We start from the raw sequence: 14807 nt of genomic DNA on the forward strand, positions 1-14807 counted from the left end.
TCGGGCTCTGGAGTGCCCTGGCGACTTTGTCCGGACTCGCGGCACTGCGGGCCGCTCACCGGCTGGGCGTACCTCTGGCGCCGGATGCTCGATCCTGGCGTTGAGTGGAGTAAAGCGAGCGGAACTCGTCATGTCAACAGCTCGAATGTGAGCGGTCGTTGGGTGCCGGGAATGGCGCGTCCCGCCCAGCCGTGCGGGCGGGGCGGGACGCGGCGGCTCAGTCGCTGCCGCCCTGGGAGGGTCCGAAGAACTCGATCTCGGCGATGGCCACCTGCTTCTTCGCGTCCACGCCGTAGGCGGTCCCCAGCGTGAAGCGCACCGACGTGACGTTGTGATACCTGAAGGCGCGCGACTGGAAGCCGCTGGTCTGGTCGAGGACGAGTTCCATGGTGTGGGTCTTGCCGTCGTCCGTGGTGACGAGGGCCTGCATGCGGTGCGGGCGCGCCGACTTGGACAGCGAGTCGGCGTGCGCGGACTCGCCCGAGGTGATGCCGACGTCGAGGAGGTTCACCGGCTCCTGGAAGTGCGCCTCGATCCACTCGCCCTGCCCGGACTCCGAGATGCCCGGGCCCCACCAGGTGTTGCTGTACTTGTCGAAAGCGAGCTTCGGGTCGTGGTGCGGGTACGAGTGCGACGCCTTGACGGAGTCGGGCGCGAGCGACGCACGGCTGGCGAAGTGGTCGCGTACCGCGGAGACGCCCGCGCCGACGTTCGTCGCGCCCCACACGACGAGGCCGAGCACGGCGGCCCAGACGACGTACTTGACGATGCGGCCGAACTGCCAGCGCAGCCGCGGCCGCTCGCCGGCCCACGGCTGCTCGCGGTTGTTGCGGTCGAACAGCCGGCGCCACCAGGGCGCACGCGGCCCGCCGTCCGGCGACTCCGACATCCGCATGGCGCACCGGGTGCAGAAGTGGCGGTCAGGACGGTTGGTCGTGCCGCACCACGGGCACGGGATGCCGCCCTGGATCTGCTGCTCGCCCGGGGCGCGCACGCCGGGCCGCACGGGCTCGGGGCGTCCCGGCAGGACCGGGGCGACGGGCTGCTCGCGCTCCGGCCTGGCCTGCGGCTCGTCGACCGGCACGAGCAGGGCCCTCGCCCGCTCGGCCGCGTCGTCCGACTGCGGCCACGGCTGCCCGCCGCCCCCGTGGGGCCCGCCGCCGGGCCCCTGGCCCGCGCCCGCGGCTGCCGGGCCGTAGGGCGAGTTGCCCTGCGCCGCGTAGCCGGGGTCCGCGCCGTGGGAGTAGCCGGGCGCCGGAGCCTGACCGGCGCCCGGCCGCACGCCCCGGGTGTCGAGCGGCTCCGTGGGGTCGTCCTCGTCCTCGTCCTGGTTCTCGGCCGGCAGCGGCATGGCCATCGGCATCGGCATCGACACCGGTGCGGCAGCCGCCGGGGCGGCCGACGGCCCGGAGGACGCCTGCGGCAGCGGCGACGAGGGGGCCCCGTGCACCGGCGACGAGACGGCATACGGCATCGGCTGTGCGGGGGTGTGCCACTCGGGCTGGGGGGACGCAGGCCGCTCGCGTTCCGCGGGGCTCTCCTGAGCGGGCACGTAAGGGGGCGGGTCCTGGGCGGGCGTCTGCTTGGCGGCGGCCGGCGCCTGGTCGGAGGCGACGGGGCTCCAGACCAGCACCGCGTTGCACGTGTCGCAGAAAGCCTGGCCCGGCTCCTGGGGGGTGCCGCACTGGTCGCAGGTCAGGGTGCGCTCGCCCTCCCCGTGCCCACCGGAGGCCCAACTGCTCGTCATCTCTTGGAGGTCCTTTCCGCGGCGGTCACCTGGACCGTGTAGGGCATGTGGGCGGGGCGCGCGGCCGCCACCAGATCGTCCAGCCGGTACTCGTCGGCGGGCGTCGGGGCGGGCAGACGGATGGAGACCTTCAGGTGGGGCCGGCGGTCGCCGGGAACGGGGCCGCGGGGACGGGCGCTCCAGGCGGCGCCGCCGCTCTCGGTGATCTCGGGTTCGACGCCGAAGGCGAGGCGCACGGCCTCGGCGAGGCCCTGGCGGGTGCCGCGTGCGCGGTGCAGGCTCACGGCCGCGGCGACCGCGGCGCGCAGCCGCGCCTCGCCGCCGGGCTCGTCGTCCTGGATGCCGTCGGTCTCCGCACCGACCCAGTCGCCGAGCCAGCGGGCGAAGTCCGCCGGCGCGAGGGACGGCGTGAAGTACGTGTCCAGGCAGTCGAGGACGTTGAGGATCGGGGCGATCACCTCGTCGAGCCCGGCGACGAACCGCTGCGCCAGGTCGTCGTCCGCGAAGACCGCGGGCAGCATCGTGCCGAGCGGGGCCGAGGAGGCGAGGCCGTCGACGGAGCCTCTCACGAGACCCCCTCGATGACGCGGACGTGGTGGTCGTAGGGGAAGACCAGCGACGGCGCGTCGAGGTCGATGCGGTCCGTGCGGTCGCCGCGCTTGCCGGTCAGCGGGTCGGCGGGGTGCAGCGCCACGTCGTCGACGAGTGCCACGCCGGGCACGCGCTGCAGCACCGAGAAGACCTCGCCCGACTGGACGGGGCGGCCGAAGGGCCAGCCCTTGCCGTCGACGCCGCCGGTGAGCGGGTCGAGGTGGCGGTAGAGCGCGTCGAGGGCCTGACGCCTGACGCGGTCGACGTCCGCGCCGCGGAAGGCGTGCAGCGTGGTGACGACGGTGACGCCCTGGTAGTAGGGCGGGCCCACCGCGAGCCGGGTGCCGATCAGGCGGCGCTCGTCGAGGTAGCCGGTGATCCGCTCCAGCAGCCGGTCGGCCGGGACGAGCTGCTCGAAGCGCAGCCTGCCGCCGGGGTCGGGCACCGCACGCGGCACGACGAGGACGCGCACCGCGTAGGCGCCGTGCTCCTCGGGCTCGCCCTCGATGCAGGTGATGCGGGCGGTCTCGGGCGCGGCGTGCCGGGCGAGCTGCTCGTAGTCGCGCAGGGTGACGGCCCGGTCCTGGGCGCGCAGCGTCAGCGGCGCGCGCGCCTTGGCCTCCTCGACCGTCTCGCCGTCCACACCGCCGTGTGCGGCCTCGCGGTTGATGACCTCGGTGACGTACGGCACCGAGTCGCGCAGCGTCCGTATGACGCCGCGGGCGACGTTGCCGGTGCGGCCGCCGCCCGTGCGGTAGCGGCGTGCCCGTATCACGGCGCCCTTGGCCGGCACCGCACCGTAGTTGCGCAGTGTGCCGTCGGCCTCGCGCACGGCGGGTCCGAAGGCGATCTCGCCGGTGGCCGGGTCCAGGGTGATGTGGCGGTCCTTCGGCCCTGACGCGGCGAAGTGCTGGACGACCTGCCAGTCGGTCCAGCCGTCGTACTCGGCGACCTGGAGCAGCAGCGGCGGCACGTCGCCGACGACGGGGGCATGCGCGAGCCGCAGGCGCTGGCCGGGCAGGCCCGTGGACTCGCCGAGCGCCTCGTCGTAGACCGCGTCCGCGTGCACGGCGGGCGCGGTGCCCCCCATGGTGAACGCCTCGGCGGAGCGCACCGTCGGCGAGGTGGTGTAGAAGGGCTGGTTGGGCCCGGGCTCGGTGACGCGGCAGCGCAGCCAGCCGCCCTCGTGGCGCCCCGCGCGCGACAGGACGTGGCCGCCGGGCACGTGCAGCACGACGTCGCCCGGCCGGTTGAGGCCACCGGTGGTGTCCTGCTCGACCTCGCACGCGACCCAGCCGTCGGCCGTCCACGCCTCCCAGGCCAGCGGGGGCTGGCGCGGGTCGACACCGACACCGTCGACGCGGCTGTCGAGCCGAAGCGCCACCGCGCAGTGCGGTACGGCCGCGCTGAGGCCGAGCAGCATGCAGTCGCCCGCGCGCGGCGACTCGGAGAAGCACAGCACGTGCTTCTCCTCGACGAGGTCCGCGCTGCGGTCGACGACGGCCTGGCCGCTGTTGTGCACCGCCAGGTGGCTCAACGTGCTGGGGACGATCGTCAGTTCACGCTCGGTCGAGAAGACGACGGACTCCTCGCCGTCGGCGCGCGCGGTGGCCGTCTGCGTCCCCAGCGGCACGGTGATGGGGTCCTCCTGCGGCGCCGACAGCCAGAACGTCACATCGGTGCGCGCGGCGGTCGGCGGGAAGAGCGTGATCCCCACGAGGTCGAGGAAGGCCAGGTGGTTCTTCTCCGGCACGCGGTTGAGCCGGTACACGATCTGGTCGGCCATGTGGGCGACCGTCTCCACAAGGGTGACGCCGGGGTCGGACACGTTGTGGTCGGTCCACTCCGGGGCGCGCTGCTGGATGTAGCGCTTGGCGTCGTCGACGAACTGCTGGAAGCGCCGGTCGTCGAGGTTCGGGGAGGGCAGTGCCATCAGCGGTCGCTTTCGGTGGCCGGTCCGCCGCCTTCGGGCGGTGACTCGGGATCGTCGTGTGAGGGGATGACGTAGAACGGGAAGACGAGGCTGCGCGGGTTGTTGGTGCCGCGGATCGAGTAGCGGACGTCGATGTGCAGCACCCCGGGATCGTTGCCGGGGGTCACCTCCACGTCGTGCACCTCGATGCGCGGCTCCCACCGGTCGAGACTGGTGTACACCTCGTGCTGGATGCGGCCCGCGGTGGCCTCGTTGATCGGCGCGAAGACCATGTCGTGGATGGCGCAGCCGAATTCGGGCCGCATCGGGCGCTCGCCGGGAGCGGTGGCGAGCACCAGGTGCATGGCCTCCTCCACCTCGCGCTCCCCGCTGACGAGGGCGATGCCCCCGGTCGGGCTGATGCGCATCGGGAAGGACCAGCCGGATCCTACGAATTGTTCGGGCATCAGACGATCGGCATTCCGTTGGCGAGGAGCACCTCGGGGCCGCCCTCGGTCACCAGGTCCATCGATACGGCTGTCAGCGTCATGTTGGGCCCGGCCATGAGCTGCATCGCGAGGCCGGCCTTGATGTTCGCCTCCATGCCGGCGGAGATGCTGAGCGCGGCGCGCGCGTTGAGCGCCATCGCCGTCGAGGTGAGGTTCATGGCGCCGCCCGACTCGAAGGTCATCGCGCCCCCTGACTTCAGGTTGATGACGCCCTTCGCGTCGAGTCTGATGTCCGCGCCGGCCTCGACGGACACCGACCGGTTGCCCTTGATGGTGACGCCGCCCCTGCTGTCGATGGTGATCTCGGTCTTCGTCCGGTCCATGTTGATGACGAGATGGTCGTCGCCGGTGCTCAGCCGCACCCCACGCTTGCGCAGTCCGGTGCGCTGGCTGAGCAGGTCCATGCGGTTGAAATCGCGGTCCGAGATGGTGTGCCTGCTCGCCTTGCCGCTGAGCTTGTCGTGCAGCGGCACGTCGTCACGCTTCGGGTGGTCCTTGCCGTTGTAGAGCCCGCCGATGACATACGGGTGGTCGAGCGCCCCGCGGTCGAAGGCGACCAGGACCTCGTCCTTGACGTCGAGCGGCATGATGCTGCCGCCGTCCACCCCGCCGTACTGCACGACGCGGGTCCAGTCGCTGACGTACTTGTCGTCGAGCCACGGGAACTCCAGCTTCACCCGGCCCTGCTTGAGCGGGTCCTTGGTGTCCGTGACGAGCGCGTTCGCGACGGACGGCAGGCGCGGCGCGGCGCTCGTGCCGCCCGAGGCAAGACCGTAGAGGGACCGCCACTGCCGGCCGCTGACGGTCACCAGCGTCTCGTAGGGCCGCCCCGACGCGAAGACGTGCCGTGCGCCGGTCACGGTGTACTTGCCCTCGAACGGGTCGCCGACGTCCTTGAGCGTCACGGCGGTGTCGGGCCGCAGCTTCGGGTTGCCGCGCACGGTGACCTCGAGCTCGGCGAACGACGAGGTCACGTCGTCGGCCAGCGACTTCGCCGCCCGCTCGACGCGTCCGATCTTGTCGTACGGGGTCGACGTCTCGACCAGCGGGGCCAGCTTGAAGCCGGCCCCGGCCTTGCCGGGTGTCGTGCCGATCTTGAAGCCGTCGTTGCTGGATGACTGGGCGGTTGACTTCAGGGTCTGCTTCGCGTCGACGTTCCAGCCGCGCGCCCGCACATCGCGGACCTGATCGGCGGAGGTCACGCCGGCCCGGCAGCGCTTCACGTCGTGGCCGGCCTGGAGGATCAGCGGGCTCTTGTCGCTCGGCGTCGACTCGGGAGGCGCGCCCGAGGCGTCCTCGCGGGCGACGAACTGGAACTTGCCGTGCGGGTCCAGGTAGAACAGCTTGTCGTTCTCGTCGGCGAGCCGGGCGATGAAGTCCCAGTCGGTCACGTTGTCCTGGGTGACGAAGTCGTAGGCGGCGCCGGTCGACTCGATCTTGCCCTTGGGTATCCCGTGGTCGCCCAGGATGTCCCGGACTATCTGGGTGGCGGTCATGTCGGGGAAGCCGAACACCCGGCGCCTGCGCAGCAGGCGGTGGCCGAGGTCGTAGCCGCGCACGACGGTGAACGTGCCCTTGCCGTCGTAGTCCGTCTCCAGCGCGGTGACCTCGCCGGTGAGCAGCGGGTCGTGGGCACCCTTGCCGTCCGAGACGGGCGACAGCACGGCCTTCGAGCCGATCTTGATGCCGCCGAGCTTGAGCACCTTCCTGTGCTGGTCGCGGAAGACGAGCTCGAAGGCGCCCGGTACCCCGGCGCCCAGGTCGACCCACGCGCCGACGAGTTGCTCGGCGACCTTCTTCGGCAGCTTGGACCCGCCTATGTGGACGTCGATGACGCTGGAGAACGCGAGCTGGGGCATCAGGCGGTGACCTCTTCGACTGCGGGCAGCATGAGCTCGGTGCCCGGTGTGAGCTGCGCCGGGTCGTCGATGCCGTTGGCGTCGGCGATCGCGCGCCAGACGGTGGCGTCCCCGTACTCCCGCCAGGCGAGCGACTGGAGGGTGTCGCCCGCGACGAGGCGGTGCACGCGGCGGGCGGTGAGCGCACCGGACGTCGGGTTCTGCCCCAGCGTATCGGAAGGGATCTCGTGCAACTGCATCTGGCAGGTGGCCCGGATCGGCATGCCCGTGGTGCCGAAGAGCGTGTACGTCGCCTCGACGGAAGCGACGTACGCGTGGAACCTGGCGGTCTTGAACGAGCCCCACTGGAAGATGACCCACGGCGTGGACGGCTGCTTCGCCGCGATGCTCGCGGACGTCACCTCGCAGCAGCGGAACAGCGACTCGACCATCTTCATCACGTCGTTGCTGTCGGGGTCGTCCGACCGGTCGAAGAAGATCTCGACGGACAGCTCGCGCGGCTCGGGCCCCATGAACTCGGGGACCACGCCGTCCCGCAGCGCGGCCGTGGGCGTGGACTGCCACTGGGCGCGGCGGCTCATCGAGAGCTGCGACGGGTTGAATTCAAAGTCGAGCGCCTTGATCAGCCCGCCCGGCGTGGTGCTGTACCCGAGCGGGGGCTCGTGGATCGCGAGGTGAGCGTGGACCAGGCTGCCCATGAGCTGGCTCAGGTGCTCGCCGGCCTTCTCCATCTTGCCCATCTTGCTGCTCTTGCCTGCCATGGTGCTACTCCCCCTCCACATCGGTGAACCCGTGATGGGTGATCTCAAGGACCTCGGTGGCGACGGACGGGTTGGCCGGGTCGAGCGACGGGCCCTGCCAGCGCACCGGCAGGACGTCGAGCAGCCCCCAGCGGGCCACCAGGGAGCCGTCCGCGCGCAGCGCGCTGATCTCGGCGGTCGGCCGCTGCACCCCGGTGGTGATGGAGGAGATCCAGGCGGCGACGCTCGCCGTTTCGGCGGTCAGGGGCCGGGTCAGGCGGATGGTGGAGAACGTCACGCGCGTGGGGAGCCTCCATACGAACCCGTTGTTGCCGCCCTCCTGGCGGTCTTCGACCTCCACCTCGGAGGACAGCCCCTCGCAGCCGTTGAAGAACCCCAGGCTCTCGCCGTCGATGGACAGGGTGAAGAAGATCGTGGATCCCGGGTCGAGATCGCTGGACATCGGGGCGGCCTTTCGTGTGCGGTAGGGGGTTCGCCTCGGGTCGGTGGGCTCCCTGGCCACCGGTGCCTGGAGTCAGCGGCGCGGGTCGCGCAGTCTGCCGACGCGTTCACGGTCGAGGCGGAATTCGGTTCTCAGCAGGCGGGTCAGCGGGCCGATCAGCCGGTGCAGCAACTCGTCGACCTGCCGGTCCGTCAGCTTCGTCGGCTCGAACTCGTCCGTGGTCCTGACGCCGCGGTCGGCCTTGGCGGCCGCCTCGGCCGCCTTGACCTTGCGCTCGGACGTGGCCCGCCTGCGGGGCTGCGCGGGCTGCTGCTGCCGGGCCAGTTCGAACCCGGAGAGGCCGGAGGGCTGTGCGGCCCGCTCGGCCTGCGAGGTCACGGCCGCGGGGAGGGCGAACGCCGACTGCGCCGCATGCTCGGTGGCGGGCTGGGCATGCTTGGCCAGCATGTCCCGCTGCACCGGCAGCGCGACGGGCGGCGGCGCGGGCGCGGCCGTCATACGTACGGGCGCGTTGACGGTCCCGGCAGGCGCGGTGCCCGGCCCGGCTGTGGTGCGGGCGGGGGCGGGCGCCGATCCGCCCTGGGGCGGCCTGAGCCCGGACCGCGCCGGCCTGGCGGCCGCGCGCTGCACGGGCGTTGCCGGTGTTCCGCCCGGTGCCGGGGCCGGGCCGCCGCCCTGTACGGGACCGCTGCCGGGCGCCGCGGAACGTGCGGCATGCGCCGCGAGAGCGGGCGGCAGCCACGCGTACGGGTCGGGCGCGGACAGCGCCGCCGACGCGGACGGCGCCGCGGAGGCGGGCAGGCCTGGCGGCAGCGGCGGGGCGGCGAGGGCGGAGGCGGCCCCGGGCGCGGCGCCGCGTGTGGCCGTGGCCCGTCCGGGCGCGGCCGGGGCGGTGAGGCGCTGGACGACCTGCGCGCCACCCGGTCCGCCGGTCCCACCGGCCGACGGCGCGGAAGGCGCCGCAGGCGCCGCGAGACGCTGGACCGCCGGGCCGCTCGCGGGGCGCGCCGGCGCGATGGGAGCGCCTCCGGGAGACGCGGGGCCGCCGCCGGCGGCCGGGCGCCCGGGCGCGGCGGGCGGCACGGCAGGTGCACGGCCTGCGGGGGCGGCGGTCCCGGCCGGTGCGGCGACCCCGCCGCTCGCGGGCGCGGCGGCGCGGCGCTGCACCGGGGTGCCGCCGGCGCCGGGACGGGACGTGCGGCCCGGCTGCGGGGCGGGCGCTGCCGGTGCGGCGGCCGGCGCGGTGCGCCGGAGCGGCACGGCGGCGGGCGCGGCGGCGCGCTGCACGGCCGGGGCCGCGGCTGCCGGGGGCAGCGCGGGCGACAGGGGCCGTGCCGAGGCCAGCGGAAGCGACGGCCGGGAGACGCTCACGGGGGCGTCGGGAGCTGTCACGGTCGGCGCGGCAAGGCCTGTGGCCGGCGCGGGCGAGGCGGCCGCCGGTGCGGCGGCGGGCGTCGCTGCGGAACCGGCCGGCAGCACCTGACCGGCCGTCGGCGCGGCGGGCGCGCCGACGGGCCGGGCGGCGACGGGCGCGGGGCGGTCCGCCCCGGGCGCGGGGGCCGCCGCGTTACGCCGTACCGGCACGACGGGCAGCGGGGCCGGGCGAGGAGCGGCGGCGCGCTGCACGTGCACGGGAGCCGCGCTCGGCGCCGATCCGGGAGCCGGAGAGGAAGAGCCGGGCGCAGCAGGGCGCGCCGGGGCCCGGCCGGGGGCACCGGCGGGGCCGCCTGCCGAAGGCGCCCCGTCGGCCGGGGCGGTGGGCCCCGAGGCTGCCGCGGGCGCGGGGCCGGCGGGCGCAGCGGACGGGGAACCCGCGGACGGCGAACCCGCCCCCGGGGAACTCCCCTGCGGCGCCGGGGTGCTGGGTGCGGACTGCGTGCCGGTCCGCGGGCTGCCGGTCTGGCTGCGCTGCACGGGCGTGGCCGCCGGTCCACCTGGCGCCTGGGCACCGGAGCGCGGTGCGACCGGGCCCGCCGGGCCGACGGCCCCGGGCCCTGCCGGCCGCACGGGGGTGGACGCAGAGGGCGTCACGCCGCTCAGCGGTGCCCGCGCCGCCGCTCCCGCGGACGGCTCGCCCGGAGCCGACGCGGTCGGGGCGCCGGCCGGCCGTCCCGCACCGGATCGCGCGGGCGCCGTACCGGATGGAGCGGGCGCCGCGCCGGGCGAGGCGGGGCGGGCCCCGCCGTCCTGGCCCGCGGGGGGCGGCGTGCGGCGCGCGGGCTCCGTGAGCGGCTGCGCGCGGCCGGGCGAAGCGGCCGAGCGCTGTACCGACAGCGGATTGCCGGGGGCCGCGGCGGGGCCGCGCAGCGGGACGGACGGCTTGCCGTCCCGTCCGGCGTCCGCCGTGGGCTTGCCGGTGCCTGACTGCCCCGTCTGCGACAGCGGCGCGCCCAGCAGGGGGCGGCGGCGCTGCGGCCCACCCGCCGAGGGGGCGGGCGCGGCCGGGGAGGCGGGCGCGGGCCCGGCGGAAGTCGCGGAGGGCGGCGGCGCGGCTTCGGGTCCTGACGGCGCGGAAGACGCGGGAGCCGAGGCGGCGGGCGTACCGGACACGGGCGTACCGGCGGCCGGTGCCGGGGAAGCGGGCGTCCCCGAAACGGGCGCGCCGAGCCCGCCGTGCGCCTGCGCAGGGGTGGTGCGCCGCTGGACCGGCATCTCGACGGGAGGGCCGGCCGGCCCGGACGTCCCTGTACGCAGCGGCGCGGCCTGCGGCGCCTGAGCAGAGGTGGTTGGCGCGGGTCCTGCCGAGGGACGCGAACCCGGCGCGGCGCCCGGGGCGGTGCCCGTGCGTGCGGGGGGTGCGGCCGGGGGCGCGGAACGCGGCGGTGCGGCGGGCTTGTTCGCCGCGGGGGACGGGGCGGTGGACGACGACGCCGGCGCGCGGGTCCCCGCGGCCGGTGCCGGTGCCGCCTTCGCCGCCGGCGCGTTCTGGGCCGGTTTGCGGGCCGGCGGGGTCGGCGCCGCCGGCAGGGAACGCCGCTGGACGGGGGTGGCCCTGGTCAGAGCCGCCGACCCGGGCCTGGGCGTGGGCGGCGGCGCCACCGGCGCCACCCTGGCACCCGATGGCCTGCTGACGGGCAGCGCGGGCCCCGGGCCGTTCGCGCCGGTGCGCGTCCACAGGGAGGCCGGGGGCTCCGGCTCCCCGGGTGCCTGGGGCACGTCCCTGGGCGCGACGGGCAGGGTCAGCGAGGGCATGTCGAGCTGCGGGGAGCCCGACGCGACCGGCGGCACCGTGAGGGCGCCGCCGACCAGCCCGCCAGGCGCGCCGTCGAGCACGGCATGCGAAAGCGTCCCGGCGAACGAGGGGTTGCGCCAGGTGGTGAGCGAGGAGCTGAACCCCGCGTCGGCGACGGGCCCGGGCGATGCGGTGGCCGCCGCGCGCTGGATGGGCGGCAGGGCGGACCAGCCCGCCGTGCCGCCCCCCGTGCGCGCGGCGTCCGCCGCGTGGGGCGTTTGTGGCGCACGCCCGCCGGCCGGCGCGGCCTGCGCCGCGCCGGCTCCTGACGTGCTTGCGCCCGTCGTGTCCGCTGTCCCGCGGGCCGCCCCTGGCCGCCCGCGCAGCCTGTCGAGGAACCCCATCAGCCCTCCGCCGAGGCTCGGTTGACGAGAGAGGCTATCTCCTGCGCGTAGCGCCGCCGGTCGCGGTGTTCGAGGTCCAGGACGTCCTCCAGGCTCCAGTGGAAGTGGTAGGCGATGTACGCGATCTCCTCATGAATGCGGTCGGTCGCGTACGTCACGATTCCCCCAGGCGGCTCCCGCCGAGCTCCACCTCGAAGGGCTGCTCGCAGTGCGGGCACGTCACCCCGGCCCGGGTGTGTCCCTCGGCGTTGACCTGCCGGTAGAAGTCCTGGAGGAAGGCGAGGTCGGAGGCGAACATGTTCTCCACCACGCCGTCGTGGACCTGCGCGACCGTGCCCAGCCGGGTGATGACCCGGCCGAGCAGCACCACCGAGAGGTATGCGGGGTTCTCCTGGACGCGGACGTCCCGCAGCGGGATCAGCTCGTCCCGCGCGGTCGCCAGCCTCATGGATCCGTTGCGGTGCACGGTGCCCGTCGCGTCGACGTAACCGCGCGGCAGTTCGAACTCGAACTCGGTGCGCAGCGACTGCCGCTCGGGCACCCGCTCCGCCACCGGAGCGGCGGCCTGCGGCGCGGGTTCGGAAGCTTCGTCCGCCGCCGCGCCCGGCACTGCGGGCGCGGCGGGCGGACGGGCAGTCGTACGGCGCATTACTCGATGACCAGTTCTTCGTAGGTGATCGTGACGGTCTCGGTGAGCGCCTGCGCCTCACCGGCCGTGACACTGCCGGCCTCGATCTTGCTGCACCACGCGTTGCGCAGGTGGTAGCGCTTCTGCGGGTTGTTCAGGGTGTCCATGTGCATGATCGTGGCGTTCTTGCGCGCCGTGTCCATCTGGCCCGCGAGGGACTCGTTGATCCACTGGTCGAACGCCTGGGACTGCGTCATGCCGCGCACGACGGTGCAGACGCCGGCCTTCTTGACGCCGGGCATCTTCTTCGTGACGGGGTGGCCCTGGGCCGAGACCTGCTGGTACTCGATGACGTCCTGCTCAAGGCTCAGACCCTGGACCTGGTGCAGGAACTCGACCATGACGCCGTCGATCTGGAGGCCGAAATTATGGGTAGTGAGCGCATCGCCCGGCTGCATTCTGTCCTTCTCCTACTGGTGACGTGCGTGTGGGCACGCACAGAACGGGGTGGGGTGGGCGCGGCACGCGGCCGCGGCCCGGCTACTCCTCCAGCTCGCCGCTGCCGCCGGAGAACTGCGCCAGCCGGAAGATCACGAATTCGGCGGGCTTGACGGGCGCGATGCCGATCTCGCAGATGACCCGGCCGAGGTCCACGGACTCCGACGGGTTGGTCTCGGCGTCGCACTTGACGTAGTAGGCCTCTTCGGGACGCGAGCCGAACAGGGCGCCGTTGCGCCACTCGTTGACGAGGAACGCCGATATGTTGCGCCGGATACGCGACCACAGGGCCTCGTCGTTCGGCTCGAACACCACCCACTGGGTGCCGATCAGGATCGACTCCTCCAGGTAGTTGAAGTACCGGCGGATGTTGATGTAGCGCCAGGCCGGGTCGGAGGACATCGTCCGGGCGCCCCAGATGCGGATGCCGCGGCCGGGGAAGGCGCGGATGCAGTTGACGCCGATCGGGTTGAGCAGGTCCTGCTCGCCGCGGGTGATCTGGTTCTCCAGGTCGACGACGCCGCGCACGACCTCGTTGGCCGGGGCCTTGTGCACGCCGCGCTCGAAGTCGTTGCGCGCCCAGATGCCGGAGACGTGGCCGCTCGGCGGGACCATGCGGGCCTGGCCGGTGGCCGGGTCGAAGATCTTGATCCACGGGTAGTACAGGGCCGCGAACTTCGAGTCGTAGCCGGCGGTCTCCTGGCGCCACACCCTGATGTCACGGGCGTTGAGGCCGGGCGGCGGGTCGATGACGGCGACGCGGTCGCCCATCAGCTCGCAGTGGGCGATGAGCCCGAGCTGGACGGCCTTGACGGACTCCAGGTCGATGGCGCCGCGCTGGTAGGCGGCCATCAGGTCGGGGACGGCGACCATCGAGATCTCGTCCACCGCCTCAAGGCCACCGAAGCCGGTGCGGTCGGAGGAGTCGCCGAGGTACTCGGCGGGGCCGGCGTGGCCGTCCTCCTGCTGCTCGACGGGCAGGGCGGCGGGGGCCGGAGCGGGCGGGTTGGCGAGCGCCACGGTCTGGTTGTCGGGCCGGGCGAGCTGGGCCGAGGGCGCGTTCTCCGTGACGGTGATCCGCTTGGAGCGCTCCTTGACCTGCGTGACCACGTAGTTGCGGTTGCTCTTCTTCGAGGTCACGTCGAAGGTCTCGACGACCTGGTCGCCGTCCTTGACGACCAGCTTGAACCGCTCGGCGGGGCCTTCGCCGTCCGCGTCCGCCACCTCGACGCTCAGCTTGCCGGTGCCGGTGCTGCCGCCGGCGGGCAGGGCGCGGACCGTGAAGGTACCCAGCTCGGCGGGCTTGCCCGGTTCGAGCGCGGCACGGGCGGCCGGGGCGGACACGGCGGCCGGTCCCTCCGCGCTCGCGTTCGCGCCCTCGGCGGACCCGCCGACGCGCACGACGTACGCGGCGGAGCCGCCGTTGTTGAAGAAGCCGTAGACGGAGTGCGCCAGGTAGTACCCGTCGGTGAACTCACCGAAGGCGGCGACGTACTGCGACCAGTTGGTCACCAGGGTCGGCTTGTTCAGCGGGCCGGTGGGCGCGAGTCCGACGAAGGCCGCCACGGAGGTTCCCACGCCCTCGATGGGACGGGAGCCGCTGGCGACCTCCTCGACGTAGACGCCCGGCGACAGGTACGACGGCATGCTCTGCTCTCCTATGGGGTACGGAATAGCGGGGGGGGTGGGCGGTACAAGCGGTACGACGCCGCAGAGATGTGTACGGCTACAACGATTACCGATGGACGGCGGCGGAGGAAGGACCTTCCGTGCCCTGCCGGGGGCATGGTCGCTGCCCTAAGGGGCATCGGTTCCTGGCCCCCTGCGCGCCTACCAGCCAGTATGGCGCGCCGCTCGGGGTGCGCGGGCCCGGCGGACGGCCGGGTCGGGCGGCGCGGGCGCGAGCCGGGCAGGCCACGTTGCCCCTGCGTCCCGCGGAAGTGCCCTTTCGGGCCTTGCCGTAGCGGCGCCGCGCCGGTTATGGCGACGGTGTGCCTTCGGCGGCTGCAGCGCCCGGGGCCGGAGCCCGCGTACGGCCTTCGATGCCCCGCCCCGGGGCCGGGCAAACACGTGAGCCGCGGGTCCGTCTTCCGAACGGGCAGGGCGGACTGCCCCGCGGTCGGCGCATGGTGCCCCAGCACCTGAGGCAGGGGGATGAGGGGCAACGTATCGTCGGGTCATGAGTTTGTGGACCTCCCTGGAGCCTGCCTCGACGACTGTGGATCCGGGAGGTTCCGCTCGTGTCCGGCTGAGGCTGCGCAATACCGGCGACGTCGTCGACGAG

The 14807-nt window shown here is 74.1% G+C and carries 13 protein-coding genes; 1 reads left to right on the forward strand and 12 read right to left on the reverse strand.

Annotated features, from left to right (window positions below; genetic code table 11):
• Nucleotides 1–217: 217 nt before the first annotated feature.
• From IH48_RS0130540 to IH48_RS0130575, 8 genes are all read right to left on the reverse strand, one after another.
• Nucleotides 218–1747 carry a zinc ribbon domain-containing protein gene (locus IH48_RS0130540; RefSeq protein WP_037843716.1) on the reverse strand — a complete coding sequence of 510 codons (1530 nt, stop codon included), beginning with the start codon at nucleotides 1745–1747 and terminating at the stop codon, nucleotides 218–220.
• Nucleotides 1744–2316, reverse strand: coding sequence for a phage tail protein (locus tag IH48_RS0130545; RefSeq protein WP_030911911.1), 573 nt, complete (start codon nucleotides 2314–2316; stop codon nucleotides 1744–1746). The genes IH48_RS0130540 and IH48_RS0130545 overlap by 4 nt, the downstream gene beginning before the upstream one ends.
• Nucleotides 2313–4271, reverse strand: a complete 1959-nt coding sequence (locus tag IH48_RS0130550) for a putative baseplate assembly protein (RefSeq protein WP_030911914.1) — start codon at nucleotides 4269–4271, stop codon at nucleotides 2313–2315. The genes IH48_RS0130545 and IH48_RS0130550 overlap by 4 nt, the downstream gene beginning before the upstream one ends.
• Nucleotides 4271–4717 carry a GPW/gp25 family protein gene (locus IH48_RS0130555; RefSeq protein WP_030911917.1) on the reverse strand — a complete coding sequence of 149 codons (447 nt, stop codon included), beginning with the start codon at nucleotides 4715–4717 and terminating at the stop codon, nucleotides 4271–4273. Before IH48_RS0130555 ends, IH48_RS0130550 begins: the two co-directional genes overlap by 1 nt.
• Nucleotides 4717–6618, reverse strand: coding sequence for a VgrG-related protein (locus IH48_RS0130560; protein ID WP_030911920.1), 1902 nt, complete (start codon nucleotides 6616–6618; stop codon nucleotides 4717–4719). The genes IH48_RS0130555 and IH48_RS0130560 overlap by 1 nt, the downstream gene beginning before the upstream one ends.
• Nucleotides 6618–7349 (reverse strand): LysM peptidoglycan-binding domain-containing protein, encoded by a 732-nt coding sequence (locus tag IH48_RS0130565; protein WP_234434440.1) that lies wholly within the window; start codon nucleotides 7347–7349, stop codon nucleotides 6618–6620. Before IH48_RS0130565 ends, IH48_RS0130560 begins: the two co-directional genes overlap by 1 nt.
• A gap of 34 nt (nucleotides 7350–7383) precedes the next feature.
• Nucleotides 7384–7821: a phage tail protein gene (locus IH48_RS0130570; protein WP_030911926.1), complete on the reverse strand. Its 438-nt coding sequence runs from the start codon at nucleotides 7819–7821 to the stop codon at nucleotides 7384–7386.
• 72 nt (nucleotides 7822–7893) lie between these two features.
• Nucleotides 7894–9405 carry a hypothetical protein gene (locus IH48_RS0130575; RefSeq protein WP_158710378.1) on the reverse strand — a complete coding sequence of 504 codons (1512 nt, stop codon included), beginning with the start codon at nucleotides 9403–9405 and terminating at the stop codon, nucleotides 7894–7896.
• Between the two features lie 1273 nt (nucleotides 9406–10678).
• Here IH48_RS0130575 and IH48_RS0130585 point away from each other — a divergent pair.
• Complete coding sequence (locus IH48_RS0130585; RefSeq protein WP_158710379.1) at nucleotides 10679–11422, forward strand: hypothetical protein; 744 nt, start codon at nucleotides 10679–10681, stop codon at nucleotides 11420–11422.
• Here the strand turns inward: IH48_RS0130585 and IH48_RS36715 are convergent.
• The 4 genes from IH48_RS36715 to IH48_RS0130605 all read right to left on the reverse strand — a co-directional run bounded on the left by IH48_RS36715 (nucleotide 11397) and on the right by IH48_RS0130605 (nucleotide 14170).
• Nucleotides 11397–11555 (reverse strand): DUF6760 family protein, encoded by a 159-nt coding sequence (locus tag IH48_RS36715; protein ID WP_199810035.1) that lies wholly within the window; start codon nucleotides 11553–11555, stop codon nucleotides 11397–11399. The genes IH48_RS0130585 and IH48_RS36715 overlap by 26 nt on opposite strands.
• A complete protein-coding gene (locus tag IH48_RS0130595) occupies nucleotides 11552–12046 on the reverse strand; it encodes a hypothetical protein (protein WP_030911938.1) in 495 nt (164 codons plus the stop codon). The genes IH48_RS36715 and IH48_RS0130595 overlap by 4 nt, the downstream gene beginning before the upstream one ends.
• Nucleotides 12046–12483, reverse strand: a complete 438-nt coding sequence (locus tag IH48_RS0130600; protein ID WP_030911941.1) for a phage tail protein — start codon at nucleotides 12481–12483, stop codon at nucleotides 12046–12048. The genes IH48_RS0130595 and IH48_RS0130600 overlap by 1 nt, the downstream gene beginning before the upstream one ends.
• 82 nt (nucleotides 12484–12565) lie before the next feature.
• Complete coding sequence (locus IH48_RS0130605; protein ID WP_030911944.1) at nucleotides 12566–14170, reverse strand: phage tail sheath family protein; 1605 nt, start codon at nucleotides 14168–14170, stop codon at nucleotides 12566–12568.
• Between the last annotated feature and the right edge of the window lie 637 nt (nucleotides 14171–14807).

Source organism: Streptomyces sp. NRRL F-5126 (assembly GCF_000721265.1).
Taxonomy (GTDB): domain Bacteria; phylum Actinomycetota; class Actinomycetes; order Streptomycetales; family Streptomycetaceae; genus Streptomyces.

What these genes read in the sequence shown, in the direction of transcription:
- IH48_RS0130540 (WP_037843716.1), bottom strand. Translation starts at nt 1,747, where the DNA reads ATGACGAGCAGTTGGGCCTCCGGTGGGCACGGGGAGGGCGAGCGCACC.
- IH48_RS0130550 (WP_030911914.1), bottom strand. Translation starts at nt 4,271, where the DNA reads ATGGCACTGCCCTCCCCGAACCTCGACGACCGGCGCTTCCAGCAGTTC.
- IH48_RS0130555 (WP_030911917.1), bottom strand. Translation starts at nt 4,717, where the DNA reads ATGCCCGAACAATTCGTAGGATCCGGCTGGTCCTTCCCGATGCGCATC.
- IH48_RS0130560 (WP_030911920.1), bottom strand. Translation starts at nt 6,618, where the DNA reads ATGCCCCAGCTCGCGTTCTCCAGCGTCATCGACGTCCACATAGGCGGG.
- IH48_RS0130565 (WP_234434440.1), bottom strand. Translation starts at nt 7,349, where the DNA reads ATGGAGAAGGCCGGCGAGCACCTGAGCCAGCTCATGGGCAGCCTGGTC.
- IH48_RS0130570 (WP_030911926.1), bottom strand. Translation starts at nt 7,821, where the DNA reads ATGTCCAGCGATCTCGACCCGGGATCCACGATCTTCTTCACCCTGTCC.
- IH48_RS0130595 (WP_030911938.1), bottom strand. Translation starts at nt 12,046, where the DNA reads ATGCGCCGTACGACTGCCCGTCCGCCCGCCGCGCCCGCAGTGCCGGGC.
- IH48_RS0130600 (WP_030911941.1), bottom strand. Translation starts at nt 12,483, where the DNA reads ATGCAGCCGGGCGATGCGCTCACTACCCATAATTTCGGCCTCCAGATC.
- IH48_RS0130605 (WP_030911944.1), bottom strand. Translation starts at nt 14,170, where the DNA reads ATGCCGTCGTACCTGTCGCCGGGCGTCTACGTCGAGGAGGTCGCCAGC.